17 protein-coding genes are annotated in these 17,939 nt (G+C 45.6%); 13 read left to right on the top strand and 4 right to left on the bottom strand.

The features are described 5' to 3' along the window. The first annotated feature begins 36 nt into the window (after positions 1-36). Together PN836_RS08240 and PN836_RS08235 are read left to right on the top strand one after the other, a co-directional pair. The gene (locus PN836_RS08240; protein WP_395344763.1) at positions 37-1,356 is read left to right on the top strand and encodes an inorganic phosphate transporter; all 1,320 of its coding nucleotides are present in this window, start codon (positions 37-39) and stop codon (positions 1,354-1,356) included. A 4-nt stretch (positions 1,357-1,360) separates the two neighbouring features. Then, on the top strand, positions 1,361-2,254 hold the full coding sequence (locus tag PN836_RS08235; RefSeq protein ID WP_395345549.1) for a hydrogen peroxide-inducible genes activator: 894 nt from the start codon (positions 1,361-1,363) through the stop codon (positions 2,252-2,254). A 59-nt stretch (positions 2,255-2,313) separates the two neighbouring features. On the opposite strand, the gene PN836_RS08230 is transcribed toward PN836_RS08235, so the two are convergent. Next, entirely contained in the window at positions 2,314-2,919 is a 606-nt protein-coding gene (locus PN836_RS08230; RefSeq protein ID WP_395344762.1) for a TlpA family protein disulfide reductase, read from the bottom strand. Between the two features lie 244 nt (positions 2,920-3,163). On the opposite strand from PN836_RS08230, the gene PN836_RS08225 reads away from it, so the two are divergent. The 3 genes from PN836_RS08225 to prsR are packed head-to-tail and all read left to right on the top strand — an operon-like array spanning position 3,164 to position 7,774. Next, positions 3,164-4,300: a beta-ketoacyl-ACP synthase III gene (locus PN836_RS08225; RefSeq protein ID WP_395344761.1), complete on the top strand. Its 1,137-nt coding sequence runs from the start codon at positions 3,164-3,166 to the stop codon at positions 4,298-4,300. A 26-nt stretch (positions 4,301-4,326) separates the two neighbouring features. Then, positions 4,327-6,393, top strand: a complete 2,067-nt coding sequence (prsK, locus tag PN836_RS08220) for an XrtA/PEP-CTERM system histidine kinase PrsK (RefSeq protein ID WP_395344760.1) — start codon at positions 4,327-4,329, stop codon at positions 6,391-6,393. A gap of 22 nt (positions 6,394-6,415) precedes the next feature. After that, positions 6,416-7,774 carry a PEP-CTERM-box response regulator transcription factor gene (prsR, locus tag PN836_RS08215; RefSeq protein ID WP_395344759.1) on the top strand — a complete coding sequence of 453 codons (1,359 nt, stop codon included), beginning with the start codon at positions 6,416-6,418 and terminating at the stop codon, positions 7,772-7,774. 31 nt (positions 7,775-7,805) lie between these two features. On the opposite strand, the gene PN836_RS08210 is transcribed toward prsR, so the two are convergent. Further along, positions 7,806-8,108: a ribbon-helix-helix domain-containing protein gene (locus PN836_RS08210; RefSeq protein WP_395344758.1), complete on the bottom strand. Its 303-nt coding sequence runs from the start codon at positions 8,106-8,108 to the stop codon at positions 7,806-7,808. Continuing rightward, positions 8,068-8,763: an AAA family ATPase gene (locus PN836_RS08205; protein ID WP_395344757.1), complete on the bottom strand. Its 696-nt coding sequence runs from the start codon at positions 8,761-8,763 to the stop codon at positions 8,068-8,070. Before PN836_RS08205 ends, PN836_RS08210 begins: the two co-directional genes overlap by 41 nt. Before the next feature lie 207 nt (positions 8,764-8,970). Between PN836_RS08205 and PN836_RS08200 the strand changes: the two genes are divergently transcribed. Then, positions 8,971-9,714 carry a glutathione peroxidase gene (locus PN836_RS08200; RefSeq protein ID WP_395344756.1) on the top strand — a complete coding sequence of 248 codons (744 nt, stop codon included), beginning with the start codon at positions 8,971-8,973 and terminating at the stop codon, positions 9,712-9,714. Between the two features lie 55 nt (positions 9,715-9,769). Further along, positions 9,770-10,885 carry an alpha/beta hydrolase gene (locus PN836_RS08195; RefSeq protein WP_395344755.1) on the top strand — a complete coding sequence of 372 codons (1,116 nt, stop codon included), beginning with the start codon at positions 9,770-9,772 and terminating at the stop codon, positions 10,883-10,885. Between the two features lie 28 nt (positions 10,886-10,913). On the opposite strand, the gene PN836_RS08190 is transcribed toward PN836_RS08195, so the two are convergent. Further along, complete coding sequence (locus PN836_RS08190) at positions 10,914-12,161, bottom strand: dipeptidase (RefSeq protein WP_395344754.1); 1,248 nt, start codon at positions 12,159-12,161, stop codon at positions 10,914-10,916. A gap of 285 nt (positions 12,162-12,446) precedes the next feature. On the opposite strand from PN836_RS08190, the gene PN836_RS08185 reads away from it, so the two are divergent. The 6 genes from PN836_RS08185 to PN836_RS08160 all read left to right on the top strand — a co-directional run bounded on the left by PN836_RS08185 (position 12,447) and on the right by PN836_RS08160 (position 17,938). Then, positions 12,447-13,214, top strand: coding sequence for a SapC family protein (locus PN836_RS08185; protein ID WP_395344753.1), 768 nt, complete (start codon positions 12,447-12,449; stop codon positions 13,212-13,214). A gap of 247 nt (positions 13,215-13,461) precedes the next feature. Next, a complete protein-coding gene (locus PN836_RS08180) occupies positions 13,462-13,878 on the top strand; it encodes a hypothetical protein (protein WP_395344752.1) in 417 nt (138 codons plus the stop codon). 469 nt (positions 13,879-14,347) lie between these two features. Next, a complete protein-coding gene (gene mraZ, locus PN836_RS08175; protein WP_395344751.1) occupies positions 14,348-14,806 on the top strand; it encodes a division/cell wall cluster transcriptional repressor MraZ in 459 nt (152 codons plus the stop codon). After that, a complete protein-coding gene (gene rsmH, locus PN836_RS08170; RefSeq protein WP_395344750.1) occupies positions 14,803-15,741 on the top strand; it encodes a 16S rRNA (cytosine(1402)-N(4))-methyltransferase RsmH in 939 nt (312 codons plus the stop codon). Before mraZ ends, rsmH begins: the two co-directional genes overlap by 4 nt. Continuing rightward, positions 15,738-16,061: a cell division protein FtsL gene (ftsL, locus tag PN836_RS08165; protein ID WP_395344749.1), complete on the top strand. Its 324-nt coding sequence runs from the start codon at positions 15,738-15,740 to the stop codon at positions 16,059-16,061. Before rsmH ends, ftsL begins: the two co-directional genes overlap by 4 nt. Beyond that, positions 16,061-17,938 (top strand): penicillin-binding transpeptidase domain-containing protein, encoded by a 1,878-nt coding sequence (locus PN836_RS08160; protein WP_395344748.1) that lies wholly within the window; start codon positions 16,061-16,063, stop codon positions 17,936-17,938. Before ftsL ends, PN836_RS08160 begins: the two co-directional genes overlap by 1 nt. The last annotated feature ends 1 nt before the right edge of the window (position 17,939 follow it).

Here is a 17,939-nt window from a genome sequence, read left to right as displayed (position 1 = left end):
ACAGATTTCACTACCCCAAAAAGGCAATTTCTCCCGATGGACATTATACAAAGCTATAGCCTAATACTGGTTATACTCGCGGCTACCTTCGGGTTTATCATGGCGTGGGGTATTGGTGCGAACGACGTTGCAAATGCAATGGGAACTTCCGTTGGCTCTAAAGCAATCACCTTGAAACAAGCTATTCTTATTGCAATGGTCTTTGAATTCGCAGGTGCATATTTAGCGGGCGGTGAAGTGACCTCTACAATCCGCAAAGGCATCATCGATGCTGGATATTTCCAAAGCATCCCCGAATACCTTGTCCTTGGCATGATTGCATCGCTGCTTGCAGCTGGCACATGGCTGGTAATAGCGTCTTTTTATGGTTGGCCTGTCTCTACCACGCATTCAATTATTGGAGCGATTGTTGGCTTTACTGCGGTGGGTGTAAGCACAGAGGCGGTAGAGTGGGGGAAAATACTCGGCATTGTGGGCAGTTGGGTGGTCACTCCTGCTATATCAGGCTTTGTGGCAGTGCTGATATTTTTAAGCGCGAAAAAGCTTATTCTAGATAGGGAACATCCCTTCCAAGAAGCAGTGCGTTTTGTGCCGATTTACATGGGAATGGCCGGATTTATTATGTCGCTGGTGACTATCAAAAAAGGCCTCAAGCACGTAGGTCTTGGGCTGCCGGCCACTCAAGGATACATACTGGCCATTAGCATTGGGGTTGGGGTTGCAATCATCGGTGCAATTGCTATTCGATATATCAATAATAGAAACAGTAAGAAGCTGCTGCTTATCGATTCCGGTGAAAGTAATGGCCAACTGCCAAATTTGAGCCTTGAAGAACAACAGCTAAAGGTAGAGCGCGTGTTTGCCGTGTTGATGGTGCTAACCGCATGTTGTATGGCATTTGCGCATGGTTCAAACGACGTGGCTAACGCAATTGGCCCGCTTGCTGCAGTGGTGAGCGTGGTATCAAATGATGGCGTTATTCTTGATAACTCACCCTTGGCTTGGTGGATTCTGCCCTTGGGTGGTTTTGGGATCGTCATGGGCTTAGCTCTCTTTGGAAAACGCGTAATGAAAACAATTGGTGAGGGGATTACGCACCTTACTCCCAGTCGAGGTTTTGCTGCTGAGCTAGCGGCAGCAACCACAGTGCTTATTGCATCTGGAACCGGCTTACCCATATCGACCACACAAACCCTCGTGGGCGCGGTGCTTGGTGTAGGGATGGTTCAGGGTGTTGCTGCTTTAAACGGTAAAATAGTGCGCAATATTGTTGCATCATGGGTGGTCACATTGCCTGCAGGCGCAGCATTCTCTATTATTATTTTCTTCATCTTAAAGGCGATTTTTGGGGTTTAAAGCCATGCGCTTTCCCAATCTAAAGCACCTGCATTATTTATCGGTGCTTCACAAAGAAAAGCACTTCTTAAAGGCGGCTCAAAAATGCAATGTGAGCCAGTCTACACTAAGTACCGCCATTCAAAATCTAGAAGATAACATTGGGCAGCAACTCCTTGAGCGAGAGCACAAGAGCTTCGTCTTTACTGAGTTTGGTGAGCAGCTGGTAGCACGCTCTAACACTTTACTAGCGCACGCTCAAGAGTGGGAACACTTTGCCGATAGCGCGGGAGATTGGAAAACCGGTGTCTTAAAATTGGGTGTCATTCCTACCATTGCACCGTTCATGTTTGAAAGCCTCATTAACGCAATGCATACACATTTGCCCGATGTTCAGCTTCAGCTTACCGAAGACACCACCGATAACTTGCTCGACCGTTTGGGCGATGGCGAGCTTGATTTATTGCTCCTGGCGCTGCCAATGAAAACGCCGGGATGTCAGCAACACGTTCTAGGCAAAGATCCTTTTCACTTGGTTGCGCACGAAGATAGAGCCAAGGAGCTCAAGTCATCTTTTGATATTGATGACTTACCCAGTAATAGTATTTTTTTGCTACAAAAGGAACACTGCTTAACTGAGCATGCAGTGAGTGCATGTGGATTAGCGCATAAAGCTCAGGTAAGCTCTTTAACCGCAAGCAGTTTACATACCTTAGTTGCCTTAGTTAATAGCAAAATGGGTTTTTCATTTATGCCAGAGATGGCACTGAATCAAGGCGTACTTGCCGGAACAGACGTTGTTGCATTACCTGCAGAGGACCAAGCGTTTCGCGAGATAGGGTTAGTGTGGAGAGTAGGCACTACTCGACGCCAATTGTTTGCACGGGTTTGTGAAATCGTGTCGGATGTGTTGGCGTAACGCTACAAAGCTCATGATAAGCATTCAAGGCCCGGGCTAAATGGTGAAGGCTCGTATCCTTATAAATATTGCTCAATAGCTTGCGTCAAACTAGTTTGCGTAACCGGCCCGGTATGGCTATATACTAATTGGCCATTGCCGTCGAAAAATAGCGTTACAGGAAGGCTAAACACGCCTTTGTTTGTCGCTATTTCTCCTTTGCTGTCGAGGAGTACATGCTCCAGCTTAATCCCTTCACGTTTAAAAAACTGCTCGACGCTTTGTATCGACTCGCGTTGATTTAAGGAAATGAATGCAACATCGCTATACCGTTTCTGTGCCGCTTCAAAAATAGGCATTTCGCGTCGACATGGTGGGCAGGTAGTCGCCCATAGGTTGACGACAGTGAGTCTCCCGGCGCTAATATCGCTAATCTGTGTGGGCTCACCGTTTAATTGTGCAAAAGACGTATTTGGGAGTACGGCATGTGAGCTAGCAACGGAAATAATCAAAGCAAACACAGCATAAGTGCCAATCGCCGTAAACGCGCCAGATAACAACGACTTACGATACTGCTTATGTTTTTTTGCAAGGATGCCCGTAACGACCAGACCAATAAGGATGCTGATTAAAAGCAAGACTGGCGACAGTGTAAAGGATACAAACCCAAGATTGATTGATGTCATCGTAAACTCAAATACTTCTATTAATAAAGAGCATAAACAAATTTTGTATTTCTTTTACTTCAAAATATGAATATCAGCGCACTTCTTATGTATTGAAGTATCTTTGCGCGCACTCTACTATAGAGAAACTTGCTTAATTATTCGCTCAACGCTACGTGGGAATTCCCACGCCCGTGGTGATAGACTGCGGCTATTGGCTTTTAAAGGCACAAGCACCTCAACACAGAGCGTAACAGGACACAATATGAATAACAAAATACAAGAAAACATCATATTAAGTGGTGTCGGCTTATGGACACCTGCACACACCATTACTAATGAAGAGTTAGTGTCTGCTTACAATGCTTTTGCCGACAAATTTAATTTAGAAAACAGCGCAGAAATTGAAGCTGGCAATATTGCTGCTAAGCCGCATTCAAGTGCGGAGTTTGTCGAAAAAGCTTCCGGGATAAAGAGTCGCTATATTTATGAAAAAGAGGGCGTGTTAGATGTCAATAGAATGCGCCCAGTTTTGGAAGAGCGCGCTGATGATGAATTGTCTCAGCAGGCGGAAATAGCTGTCGAAGCCGCCAAAAAAGCGCTTGAAAATGCAGGGAAAAATGCATCTGACATTGACGCGGTGATTGTTTCGTGTGCCTATACTCAGCGCTCATATCCCGCGATTGCGATTGAAGTGCAAGAAGCATTAGGAATCGACGGTTTTGGTTTCGATATGTTAGTAGCCTGTTCTGCCGCAACCTTTGGGATGCACCGAGCGTATGAAATGGTAAGCGCGGGCACAGCAAAAGCGGTATTGGTGATCAATCCAGAGTTGGTTTCCCCGCAAATAAACTACACAGACCGTGACAGTCATTTCATTTTTGGTGACGTGGCAACAGCAACCGTGATTGAGTCTAGTGATACAGCAAAAGCGGGGCACGGATTCACATTGCTCAGCACAAAGGCAGTAACCAAATACTCCAACAACATTCGTTCAAATTTTGGATATATCACTCACGCGACAGACGCAGACCCATATGGCCCCGACAAGCTTTTTCATCAGGAAGGACGCAAAGTTTTTAAAGAAGTATGCCCCATGGCCGCACAGCACATAATAGAACATCTAGCTTCCCATGACCTCACTCCACAAGACTTAACACGATGGTGGCTACATCAAGCCAATATCAATATGAATACCCTTATCAGTAAAAAGCTGCTCGGGCGCGACGCTACTCGCGAAGAGGCACCAATTGTCTTAGACACGTATGCGAATACAGCTTCGGCAGGCTCAGTTATCGCATTTGCCCTGCATCATCAAGACTTGACGCAAGGTGACTACGGCATTTTGTGTTCATTTGGGGCGGGATACTCAATTGGTAGTTTACTTGTTCAAAAAAGGTAGTGTTTCGCTGAACATGGAATTTTCAAATGTTTTTTAATCTAGGCTATGGCTTAAGTGCGCTAGCCTACGGGCTATTATTGCTGATGCTCTTTGCCGTGCGTAATGCAGGCTTAGCAAAATACCTACTGATGTTTGCTACACTGATGACCTGCCTATGGTCGCTCACGCATTTGGGATATCTGAACCTAGAATTAGGGCAAGAAAATCTTCTTAAGTATGATGGCATTAGGCAGTGGGTATGGATGCTGTTTATTGCGGCATGTCTGCGCAATCAATTTAGTGGTTTTCTGCGTTTTATTTCACGCCCTGAAACGCTTGCCATTATGGCACTGCCTACCTTAGTCATCGTCAGCGCAGTATTCGAATTTCTCCCCAGTACTTGGCAGTTTAGCTTGCATACCGTGCTTGCCCTACAGTCGCTTGTTTTGTTGGAATTGGTTTATCGGCAGGCAGACAAAGAAAAGTGGGCCTTTAAACCACTAGTGTTATATTTGGGTGCGCTTAGCTTGTTCGATTTCGTTACCTATGCAAACGCCACCATGGTTGACGAACTGAGTTGGAACTTTTTTGCCGCCCGTGGATATATTTACGTCGCCATGATGCCCTTTTTAGTGCTTGCAATTCGCCGCATCAAGCACTGGGGTATTGATATTTTTGTGTCAAGAGAAGTGGTTCTTAATAGCACGCTGTTACTCGTTGCAGGCTTTTATTTGCTCGCTATGGCGGCGCTTGGCTACGTGGTTAAATACCTAGGAGGTAGTTGGAGTTTACCGGTACAAATGGCTTTAGGCCTAGTATCGCTGGTGCTGTTGGTCAGCGTGTTTATGTCTCATCAGTTTAGAAACACGATTAAGGTATTTATCACCAAAAACTTCTATGCGAATCAGTACGATTATCGAGCGCAGTGGGTCAAGCTGACAAAGCGGCTTGCCAGCAGCGACGATGATATTGACTCAGTATACCAGACAGCCTTAGAGGGTTACCTTGAAGGAATAGGATATGCCCAGGGCTGCATTGTAAAAGTCCAAAAAACGCCTTTGGGCGAGCACAAAGCACAGATTGTGGCTGAGCTAAAAGGTGACAAAAAGATAGACAACGCAGAACTGTTATCCATGCTCGGCCCAATTTTGTCATTTTGCGAGCAACAACATTGGGTGATTGACTTTGATGAATTAAAAGCCAAGCCCGATTTATACGAGAAAATGACAAAGCGCGAAGAATACATAAAGGGCTTTGACTATCAACTAGCGGTGCCCATTTATCAGAACGAGGTGTTGTGGGGAATGGTCTTCATGAGAGCCTTAGAACATGAAAAACGCAGCCTTAATTGGGAGCTTCGAGATTACATTAGCGCGCTAACCGATCAAATTTCGCATTTTATTTTCCATGCCGAAAGCTCTTCTGCGCTTGCTGAAAATGCGCAGTTTGCTGCATTTAACCGCATGTCCGCGTTTGTTGTGCACGATTTAAAAAATGTGCTAGCGCAAATCAATCTAATTTTGTCTAACGCCCAGCAGCATAAAGACAACCCAGAGTTTATCGCCGATACCTTTGAAACGCTCGAATATACCCAAGAGCGTATGGACAAAATGCTTAAACAGCTTACCAACAAAACAAAAGAGGCTTCACCTAGCGCAGGATCAGACAAAACAAGTAACATACAGGACGTGCTGCAAAGGCTAATATCGACAAAGTGTGCGGCGCAGAAGCCGCATCCAACTTTATTATCGAGCGACCCTATTGAGATTAAAATAGATACCGATAAATTTACTAATGTGATGTATCATTTAATCCATAATGCACAACAAGCGACAAGTGAAGACGGTCGCGTAGATGTGCAGGCCCAACTCAGTAGCGAAAGTATCATCATAAGTATTAAAGACGATGGCGTTGGTATGAGTCAGCAGTTTATTCAACAGCGTCTATTTAAGCCTTTTGATACCACTAAAGGCAATGCAGGGATGGGCATTGGAGCATATGACGCTAAGCATTACATAGAAGAAATAGGCGGCTCTATTGAAGTGCACAGTGAACTCGAAAAAGGCACAGAGTTTGTTGTTCGCTTACCGATTAATCTAAAAGCACACGATTAAGCGGAACACAATTGGAAAACAAATGGAAAAAATACTCGTAGTTGATGATGATTTAGGTATTCAAAAGCAGTTAAAGTGGGCCTTGAGCTCCGTAGAAGTGGTTTTTGCTGCGGATCGAGAGTCTGCAATTACACAGTTGCGTCGCTTTGAACCTACTGTAGTAACGCTTGACTTAGGTTTGCCACCAGATCCCGCAAATGCTTCTGAAGGTTTAGCTGCATTAAAAGAAATCCTCACCTTGGCTCCTAACACCAAAGTCATCGTTGTCACTGGCAATGATGACAAAGACAACGCCTTAAAAGCGATTGGACTTGGTGCCTACGACTATTACCAAAAACCCATTGATACCGACACTATCAACTTGATCATTGAGCGGGCAATGAATCTTGCTAAGCTCGAACGTGAAAATCTGATGCTGTCGAAAGCTAACACTGCTATGGGCCGGATCATCGGTAATAGCGGTGCTATTCAAGGAGCGAGTCGAAAAGCAGAGAAAATCGCCCAAACCGACATTAGCGCGCTGCTGTTAGGTGAAAGCGGCACGGGTAAAGAGGTATTCGCTCGCAGTATTCACGAACACAGCGCTCGAAAAGACAAGGCATTCGTTGCTATAAACTGTGCGTCGATTCCTGAAAACTTACTGGAAAGTGAGCTTTTTGGTTACGAAAAAGGGGCCTTTACCGGCGCCAACAAAACCACCTTAGGAAAAATTGAAACCGCCCAAGGTGGCACGCTATTTCTAGATGAGATTGGCGATATGCCGCTGGGCCTCCAAGCTAAAATGCTGCGCTTTTTACAAGAACGCGTGATTGAGCGAGTGGGTGGGCGAAGCGAGATAGCCGTGGATGTAAGAGTCGTTTGCGCTACCCACCGAGATCTACAAAACATGGTGGCTGAGGAAACATTTCGCGAAGACTTGTATTATCGAATAGGTGAAATCAGCATTTTAATCCCGCCGCTTCGCGATCGCGATGATGATGTAGTCCTGCTTGCAAAAACGTTTTTAAATCAGTACCGAGAAGAATACTCTGCAAAAGTAAAAGGTTTCTCTGAAGATGCTGTTAAAGCGATGCTCGGGCACAGATGGCCAGGAAACATTAGAGAGTTGCAGAACAAACTTAAATCAGCTGTCGTGTTGGCAGAAGGTAGTCTGATTCAAGCGGAAGACTTAGGTTTGAATGTGGTGCAAGATAATGGTGAACATCGCGTTTTCAACTTAAGGGAGGTACGTGAAATTGCAGAGAGTAAAGCGATTAGGCAAGCGTATCATCAAGCTGAGCAAAACATTTCAAAAGCGGCAGAATTACTCGGTGTGACGCGCCCCACTTTGTACTCTCTAATAGATAAATATCGATTGGACGATTTGAAAAACCAAGCCTAGGGCGCACAGTGCCCTAAGCCGATCTTTTTGCTTATTTGATTGACTGTTGAAACAGCCACTGATCATCGCTGTAGTATTGGTCATGCACCAATAGTCTAAGCAGTCTAGATTTACAAATACCCGTTCGTTTACTTATCGTTTGAAGCTCGTTCGTGCTTTGCTCGGTGAGCGAAAAGGTGGCGTTTTTAGTTCGGCCATTATCATCAATTTCAGCTCGTGCAGCCCCTAATCCATAAGCGTAGGTATGCGCTCCTTCAATAAACGCGTCTATATCAAGAGCGCTTACGCATTCATCACTTGATGGCGTAGACTTTTTGAGATCTCGTAGGCTCATTAGCTTGTGCTCCTGCTGATACAATTAGTTCGTTGAATACTTGGCGCAGCTCATTTGCCGCTTTTCCATTTGGATCGCGCTCAATGACGGACAATCCATCTTCTTCGCTGTCGTCATAAATGTTTCTGGCGTAAGTCACCGCATCAAGTGTATGAATGCCAAAAGAGTTACACACATCTTTGGCTTCAAGAATGCGATTCGCTTGGTTCGGTAACGATGGGCACTGAGTGATAACAAAGCTTGCATGCATTTTGGGATTTACCATTCGACAGGTGCTTAGCAAATCTTCCATATGCACAACGGTTTTTAAGTCGCGACGCTTAGGTCTAAGTGGAAGCAGCGCTAGGTCAGCAACTGATAGCGAGGAACGCAAGGCCAGGTTGTCTTGGCCGCCGCAATCGATGATTACGTAGTCGTAGTGTTGCTCAAAACTGACCAACTCATTGCGAATTTTGCCATACAGCTGGACGCAATTAATGCTCGGTAGCTGTGGCTGACTATTGCGCTCTTGGATCCAGTCAGATGTCGTGCGCTGAGGGTCGCAATCTACCATCAATAAAGAGGCTTTTTGTTCTGCGACCAAATGCACGGCTAAATTTTGAGCTAAGCAGCTTTTGCCGCTACCGCCCTTTTCACCACCAACTAAAATAATCATACTCACTCCGAAGGGCGCTTTGCCCCGTTTTCTCGCTCAAGCGTTACCGTAAAGGTCGCTTTAAATATAAAATTATCGCGAGGATTTACTAATTTATGCGCTAACCTTAACAAATATTGCTAATTCAACTAGCGTATCTATTCATACCTATTAATATGTATGTATAACCGAGCTTCTCCTCTCTTTAACTGACCTTAAAAGGAAAACATGAGCATGAGCACAGAATTACAAAGCAAAGAAGGACAAAAAATTCCAGACGTAAGTTGGCAAACACGCGCGGGGGAGGAGTGGAAAACCCTACATTCAAAAGATATTTTTGATGGCAAGAAAGTGATTGTTTTTTCTTTACCGGGTGCGTTTACGCCAACGTGTTCATCCACTCACTTGCCGCGCTTTAATCAACTTGCAGGTGTTTTCAAGGCGAAAGGCGTGGATGAAATTTGCTGCGTCTCGGTCAACGATACCTTCGTAATGAATGCATGGTTAGCCGATCAAGAGGCTGAAAACATTACCGTGGTGCCGGATGGAAATGGCGAATTTACAGAAGCTATGGGCATGCTTGTTGATAAGGCTGACCTAGGTTTTGGCAAGCGCTCTTGGCGTTATTCTATGTTGGTAAACGATGGTGTCATTGAAAAAATGTTTATTGAGCCAAATGTACCCGGCGACCCATTTGAAGTCTCAGACGCGGATACCATGTTGAACTATCTCGACCCTGAAGCAGCCGCACCGCAAGAGGTATCTTTGTTCACTAAACCAGGTTGCCCCTTTTGCGCAAAAGCTAAAGCGCTACTAACGGAAAAAGGCTTTGATTATGAGGAAATTTCCTTGGGCAAAGATGCAAGTCTGGCTTCATTAAAAGCGATTACTGGTAGAGAAACTGTGCCGCAAGTATATATTGGAGGTAAGCACATAGGCGGAAGCGATGATCTAGAAGCCTACTTTGCTTAATTCTGATAAGATCTGCTCAATCCCAACAGAACGCTTTATTAGCTAAAAGGTATTCATGAGTAGATTCGCAGTATGTGTATTCATTGGGTGGCTAGTGCCTAGCGCGCTAGCCCTCCAAAGTAATACAGTCAGCGACGAGACTAATACGTCGATTGAGGCTCAAATAGAGTCAGTGATAAGCAAAAGAGCTGCGTCCTTAAATGAATTTAACGCTGCTTTTAACAGCATCTACGCCAGACAACTCTCCAGTATTCGTCCATGCACCGAGCAAACGATCATTCCTGCAATTGATGAGATTAAAGTGTGTTCAGATACCTTGCGAAATGAGGGCAATGCACCCTTTGCTTTATTTCCAAGTCAGCCTAAAGCGCTTGTCGTATTGTTTCATGGCTTAAGTGACTCTCCTTACTTTTTGCGCTCTATCGCGACACATTTGGCAAGCAAAGGCTACGCAGTAGTAGCGCCGCTTACGCCCGGACACGGCAAAAAAGAGGCTGATGCGGATATGCAAGATGAAAGCTTACAAATGCGCTGGTATGAGCATGTGGATGAGATTATGGACCTTGCTAATGCGAGCCATGAAAAAGTGTTTATTGGCGGATTTTCTACCGGCGGTGCTCTGGCAACACAATTTACCTTATCTAATTCAGAAGACGTGCAAGGCTTACTTCTGTTCTCGGGCGCGCTGCAGCTTTCAGACAGCGCCGAAACCTTGTCGAACATCTGGGGAAGTAAGGCATTGGCCGAATGGTTAGACGGTGACTATCAAACGCAAGGCCCAAACCCGTACAAATATCCCAGCGTGGCCACTTATTCAGCACTTGTGCTGATGGATGTTATTAAAGATATTCGTTTCCAACTGGACACTTTGGAGCAAACTCCACTTAAAAAACCTATTTTTGCCGCGCATTCCTTAGCCGACACCACCACTTTGTATGAAGGAGTGGAGGACTTGTTGAATAAAGTTGATGGTGATCATACGCGCTTCAAGATTGATGAAGAATTTGAAGTTTGCCATGCAGACTTGGTGGTGAGTGCGCCACAACTTATTGCTATGAACTTTGATAAGTCGCAAGTGAATCAGTCAGAGCGTTGTAAAGTGCCCCAGGCTAATCCTCTGCATCAAAACATGTTGAGCGTATTGGTGCATTTTTTAGATGAAAACGTGTGAGCGCTTGAAGCAATCACCTCACAGCCGCCTAGTTTTGGGCGGCAACACGCTCTACTTCACGCCAAACCCTAAGTACATTTTCATTTAAGATTTTCTTGATATCGTCTTCACTGTAGCCTCGCTCAAGTAAACCTTCTACTAAATTGGGAAAGCTTGAAACGTCTTTAAGGCCCGCGGGAAGAGAGTCGCCCACGCCATCATAATCAGAGCCAATACCAATATAATCGATGCCGACCAAGTCTCGCACATGGTCGATATGGTCAAGTACCATATCTAAAGTAGCGAAAGGGTAAGGATTTTGCTCGGCGTATTTTTGATTGAAGTCGCTTACCTGCTCACTGTCTTCTCCGTAAGTATCTATCAGTGACTGGCGCTGCTCGCCTAATCTATCGCGCCAAGTTCGTGCAACGGGGCTGACGAACCCGGAGCCAAAATTAATCATGATAACGCCTTCGTTTTCTGCAAGCGCCTTGATCATCTCATCACTCATGTTCCTTTCAAACCCTGGCGTAAACTGACGTAGAGATGAATGAGAAGCGATAACCGGCGCTGCGCTTATTTCCACGCTCTGATAGAAGGCAGCATCTGACACGTGTGAAATATCAACAATGATACCTAGGCGATTCATTTCCTGCACCATTTCTTTTCCAAAGGGGCTGAGTCCTTTCCACTGTCGCCTGATATCATATGAGGAATCACTAATATGGTTCGATTGCGAGTGGGCAAGGGTAATATAGCGAATGCCACGCTCATAAAATGTCTTGAGCGTGTCTAGGCTTCCTTGCACCGGCGAGCCGTTTTCCATTCCCATTGGTAATGATATTAGCCCTTTGTCAAAATTGTCCTGAACATCTTGAACGCTGTAGGCAAGGGCAAACTTATCAGGCGCTCTGCCTACAATTGCTTCAACAGAGTCAATTAAGTCGTGAGCGAGTGCGGTAGATGCGTCTGAATTATCTAAGCTGGCAGGCACGTAGATTGACATAAAAGGAGCATCAAGGCCTCCTGCGCGTGCTCTTGGATAGTCAAAATCTCCACCTGATGTCGCTTGCGTTACGTCGACCCATGATTTCTCGACACGGTAGGGCACATCAATGTGCCCATCAACAATAATATTCTCTTGAACCAAACGTGCGGCTTTTTGTGCGTTTGATTCAGTTCCTTGCGGCACCTGATCACTGCTTGCACATCCAGTGAATACTAAACAGGCAGATATGCCAACAAGGGCACACGATTTTTTGCACAAAAATGTATAGGTTTGTAAAAGCTTGGTCATCTTGGTTCCTTGCATACAGTCGCGCTATTGCTCTAACCCGCATTCTTAAAAATAGTGATATGCAATCGGGGACTAAAAGCTAAGTATCTGAATTTCATCACTATAGCGCAATTAACTGCGATTTGTCCTTGTAAAATGCATAATTGTGCACATATCTATCTGTCATTTGGTCATGTACTGCGTGCAACAATTGCAGGACTGACGGGTGACAATTAACTTGCTTTGTCACATAATACGCGGCGCGTTAAGCCCCCATACGGACAACCACAACAGAGAAACAATTTAATGGCTATAAACTATATTCCCTTGGACAAAAATAAACACGGCAGTTTAAAAGTTAACAATCAACCCGACTTTGCATATGCCGCAACAACCCATCTTGCCGCAGCAACGATACGCGAATATGCACAGCTTTCGGGTTCAATGCCGCTCGTGTTTATTGAAGACCCAAATACCAAAAATGTGCATTCGGTAGCAATGCTAGGTCTCGAGCAAGGTAGCAATTTGTTTTATGCCGAAGATAAATGGCAAGGTCCTCATGTACCATTAAACATTCAGCGATATCCATTCGATATTCGCCCAGACGGTGACAAGCTAGGCGTTTTCATTGATGAAAATAGTGATAAAATTTCAGAAGAAGGTGTGGCGCTATTCACTGGAGAAGGTGAGGCCACGGAGTATCTTCAAAATAGACAGCAGTTCCTAGGTGAACTAGCAAATAGTGAAGTGCAAAACCAGCGTTTTATCAAAATGCTGAAGGAACTCGACTTATTTGAAGAAATTCTCATCCGTGTCAACTATAAGTCGGGTCAAGTGCGCAACGTAACAGGTATTTTATCGATTGCTGAGAAAAAGTTACTCGACCTTGATGACGATAAAGTACTCGCGATGCACAAAGCCGGGTACTTAGGGGCGGCATACTCGATGATGTTGTCTTTAGGTCAACTAAACCGTTTGGTAGAGCTTTCGAATAAGACTGATAACCCTATTCAGTCGCTGCAAATATCTCCAGCTGATAAACAGCAAGCGGAGCAAGCCCCTGCTCAAAGCTAAGCGCTATATATTTCACCGCAGGCTCGATTCAACTGAAAGCCAATTGCTCCCTCGCGATTGGCTTTTTTGTGTTGCAGGTATGCATTTTAATATGCGTTATTGTTAAGCATACCTAAACAGTATTGCCAAGCAATAGAGGCATTGATAGTGTTGCGACACGATAAATTTTTTGAGACGACTCATAGTGCGCACATGCTTACCTACGACGCCGCATAGAATACCTCGCTTTTCGGCTGTGTATTGCGCAATGTTGTTGTCAGTAGGGTTCAACACCTCTGCATTCGCGGGAGAGTCTTTCGAAATAAACGCCTTCCTGAAAAGCGTGCTAAACAATGCTCAAACTTTCGATTTGATACTACTTGAGCGCGCTGGCGAGGCACCGTTTCAGCTTGCACAAAATCCTACGCAAAACCTCTCATCTATGAATGACGCAGTCATGCGAGCCCCGCTTATGAATCGTTCTGCGCAACTGGGGTTTAGATGGGGCGTCTCGCAAACATCTGACCCGAGGCCAGAATCAGCCTACAGCGTTCTCCTTGGTTATGTCCAAGCGAATGAACTAGAGGTCAACATTGGCTTCGCAAGCCTTCACGCGGATCAACGCTTGCTTGCTGACGAATTTTACGAAGGCACATGGTACGCAGGATTCTCCGCAAAATTTTAAGCCAGATATATAGCGTCGCGAACATGCGATAGCGTCATCAAACACCTATAAAAGCTTGTGCGCCATCTGCTGCGTACTATTGAGACAATTGCTGCTGCCAAGTATAGCTGAATTGAAGCCCTATTTGTTTTTCAAGATAGAGAAAGCTTACCCTCTTGCAAGCGTAACGACCTACTGCGCCTGGTGGAAACGCCTTGATTATGGCACTGCGCGCAGTTTCTTAATTAGATGCCGCGCAGTTTTGTCTTGCTCAAAATGTCTTCTTACCAAACCCCTGTATAGGCGTACAGCCCTTTAAAACTCTGCTTAAAAAAGATGCGATTAATTCTTGTAATTGCTTGACAGGTGGGGTGAAACATACATAAACTGTCAAAAAGTGGGGAAAAGTGGCGAAAAAGGGTTTTTATCAGGTGTAACCAGCTAATAAAAAAAATAATAAGCTACTAACAAGAAAAATAGGCTAGGGGAAATGTTCCGCGGCGCTAACGCAATCAATCTTGACAGTAAAGGCAGATTAACGATACCGACGAAGTATCGACAGTCTTTAATGGATGATTGTCAGGGACAACTGGTCTGCACTATTGATATCTCTCAAAGTTGTTTGCTGCTTTACCCACTTCCCGAATGGGAAGAAATCGAACTTAAACTCCGCAAGCTCTCCTCAACCAATCCACACGAACGTCGCTTACTTCGACTCCTGCTAGGTTATGCCAGCGAAGGTGAAATGGACAAAAGCGGCCGCATACTGCTTGCACCTACCTTACGCCAGCACGCCGCACTCGAAAAGCAGATTATGCTCGTGGGTCAGTTGAATAAATTTGAAATTTGGAGCGACGCTGCTTGGGGTCAACAAATTTCTGAAGATATCGCTGTTGAGAAACAAGGTGAGTTTGAACTCACTGAGCGTCTTCAGGAATTTTCTCTATGAATGTTGCTGTATCTGCGCATACTTCCGTACTGCTCACCGAAACTATTGATGGCTTGAACATCAAAACTGATGGCATCTATATTGATGCAACGTTTGGCCGAGGCGGGCACAGCCGAGCTATTTTGCAGCGCTTGGGTGACAATGGCCGACTTATAGCCTTTGACCGCGACCCCAGTGCCATCGAATCGGCTAACAGCATGATTGCCGATAAACGCTTTAGTATTCATCACATTGCATTTGCTGAACTTGAGGATGTGGCTGCCCGATTAGGTATTGCCAATCACATTGACGGCATATTGATGGACATTGGTGTATCGTCTCCACAAATAGACGAGGCAGACCGCGGTTTCAGCTTTATGCAAGACGGTCCTCTCGATATGAGAATGGATACTAGCAAGGGGCTAAGTGCTGCTCAGTGGTTAAACAGCGCTTCCTTAGATGAGATCACCTTTGTATTGAAAGAATATGGAGAAGAAAAGTTCGGTAAACGCATTGCCCATGCGGTGCTTGAAGAACGAGAACGTAAGCCGATTACAAGCACCTTAGAATTTGCACAAATTATCGACAAAGCGGTACCCGTAAAAGACAAATATAAGCACCCCGCTACTCGCGCATTTCAGGGAGTACGAATTTTTATCAACGGGGAGCTTGAACAGCTCGAGCATGGCTTAGTCGGTGCGACTAATGTTTTGAAATCGGGCGGCAGGCTTGCGGTGATTAGTTTTCATTCTCTCGAAGATAGAATGGTCAAGCGCTTTATGCGCAAAATGAGTCAAGGCAAGTCGGTCCCTAAGCATCTGCCAGTCATGCAAAGTGAACTGGACGAAGGAAAAGTACTCAAAACTATTGGACGAGCAATTAAACCCAGCGAGCGCGAAATTGCCGCGAATGTGCGGTCTCGAAGCTCGGTATTGAGGGTGGCCGAGAAGCTATGACCAAACCAGCTGCTAACTTTAATTTGGTAAAAATACTCGCGACCGACCTCGGTCGTCATTTGTTTTTGGTCGCCTTATATTTATGTGTTATTGCCAGTGCACTTGCAGTAGTGGTTAGTACGCATAAAAACCGTCAGCTCATTATTTCTCACGAACAATTAATTCAACAAAAAGATGCGCTGGATATAGAGTGGCGTCATTTAATTATCGAGCAAACTGCGCTGACAGAGCACAATCGTATTGAGCGAATGATGCAGGAAAAACTCGACATGCGCCGTCCAACGCAAGCGGACGAAAAACTCGTTAGGGTGAAACCCTAATGACAGTCGCTGCAACCATTCAAAAACCCAGACGTAAACGCGCAAACGCTAAAACGAACAAAAAGCGTCAAGCGAAGGCCAAGGTGTCTCCTGCGTTAGTGCAGTGGCGCTTTTATGTCGTTTTGTTTTGTGTCATTACCGTGTTTGTGTGTTTAGCAGCGCGTGCGGCCTTTATACAAGTGATTCAGCCAGATCGCTTGATTGAACAAGGGGATAATCGAACGGTGCGAGTGCGAGACAACGCGAGCTATCGTGGTTTGGTTACCGACCGACACGGTCAACAGCTTGCAGTGTCAGTGCCCGCGCAGGCCATCTATGCAGACCCAAAAATCATCAATGACAAAGGCGCGCTTGATGACGTTAGGCGCTGGAAAGCCCTCGCCGATGTGCTTGAAACTGACTTAGATAGACTTGTTGACCGAGTCGATAATCCAAAACAGCGATTTGTGTATTTGCAGCGTCAAATTACGCCCGCGATGGCGCGTTTTGTCGACAAACTTGCGATCCCTGGCGTGTATTTGCGGGAAGAGTCTAAACGCTATTATCCATCGGGTGAGGTCTCAGCACACGTTATCGGCTTTACCGATGTAGATGACAAAGGCTTAGAGGGCATCGAGCGTTTGTATAATGAATACCTGACAGGTACGCCTGATAAGCGCAAAATCCGCCGAGATGGACAAGGCCGGCAAATCGAAATTATTGAACAGGAGTCTGGTAAAAAAGCACAGGACTTGACGCTGACGATTGATCAGCGCATTCAGGCCTTGGCATACCGAGAAATCAAAGAAGCCACCATGATATATCAGGCCACGTCAGCATCAGTGGTTATAGTTGATGTGCACAGTGGTGAAGTGCTGGCAATGGCAAATACCCCCTCCTACAATCCAAATAATCGAGATTCTGTTAAAAGTTTCCGAGTGCGTAATCGCGCAATCACCGATGCCTATGAGCCAGGCTCGTCGTTGAAGCCGCTGGCAGTGCTGGCTGCGCTGGAGTTCGGCACGGCTCAAAAAGATAGCATTATTGATACTAATCCGGGTTGGACGCGCATGGGCGGCAGTCGCATATCAGACTCGCGTAACCTTGGGGAAATATCGCTGACTCAAATAATCCAGAAGTCTTCAAACATGGGCACGTCTAAACTTGCTTTGTCAGTCAAAAAAGAGTTTCTGATGGACCTTTATTACAACATGGGATTGATGTCAGACACAGGCACTAGCATGATTGGCGAGTCTAACGGTATCTTTCACGAACGCCAGCGTTGGTCTAACTTCGAACTGTCAACGCTGTCGTTTGGTTATGGCATTTCGGTTACCACCGCACAACTTGCGCGAATGTACGCCACTATTGCAAATGGTGGTATGAAGATGCCGCTTAAAATTATCAAAGGTATGGATACCTTTGAGCAGCCAGAACGCGTACTAAGTGAAGAAAACGCGTATGCGGTGCTTGAAATGATGGAGACCGTCACGCAAAAAGGCGGCTCAGGCACCAAAGCGGCTGTTCCTGGATACCGCATTGCAGGTAAAACAGGCACCAGTCGAAAAGCAGTGGCAGGCGGATACGGCGAGGAATACGTCAATATTTTCGCAGGGGTTGCACCCGTATCGAATCCGCAAATTGCAGTTGTAGTGTTAATTAATGAACCTGGCGGTGATAAATATTATGCGGGCGACACCGCGGCGCCTACATTTTCATCAATTGTGTCTGGCGCATTGCATATGCTGAATATTGCCCCAGACGCGGTGAGTGCCGTTGATGCGAATTCGGCTAAACCCCGCCGGTCACAGACGGCATCCAACAACGCAAATGGGCACAACAGCAGCGATTCTGCGGCGCTTTTAACTGCTCAAGCTCATGCTAGTGAGGGACAATAGC

This window comes from Ningiella algicola (assembly GCF_028401415.2).
GTDB lineage: Bacteria > Pseudomonadota > Gammaproteobacteria > Enterobacterales > Alteromonadaceae > Glaciecola.
This window is presented reverse-complemented; position numbering and strand designations above follow the sequence as displayed.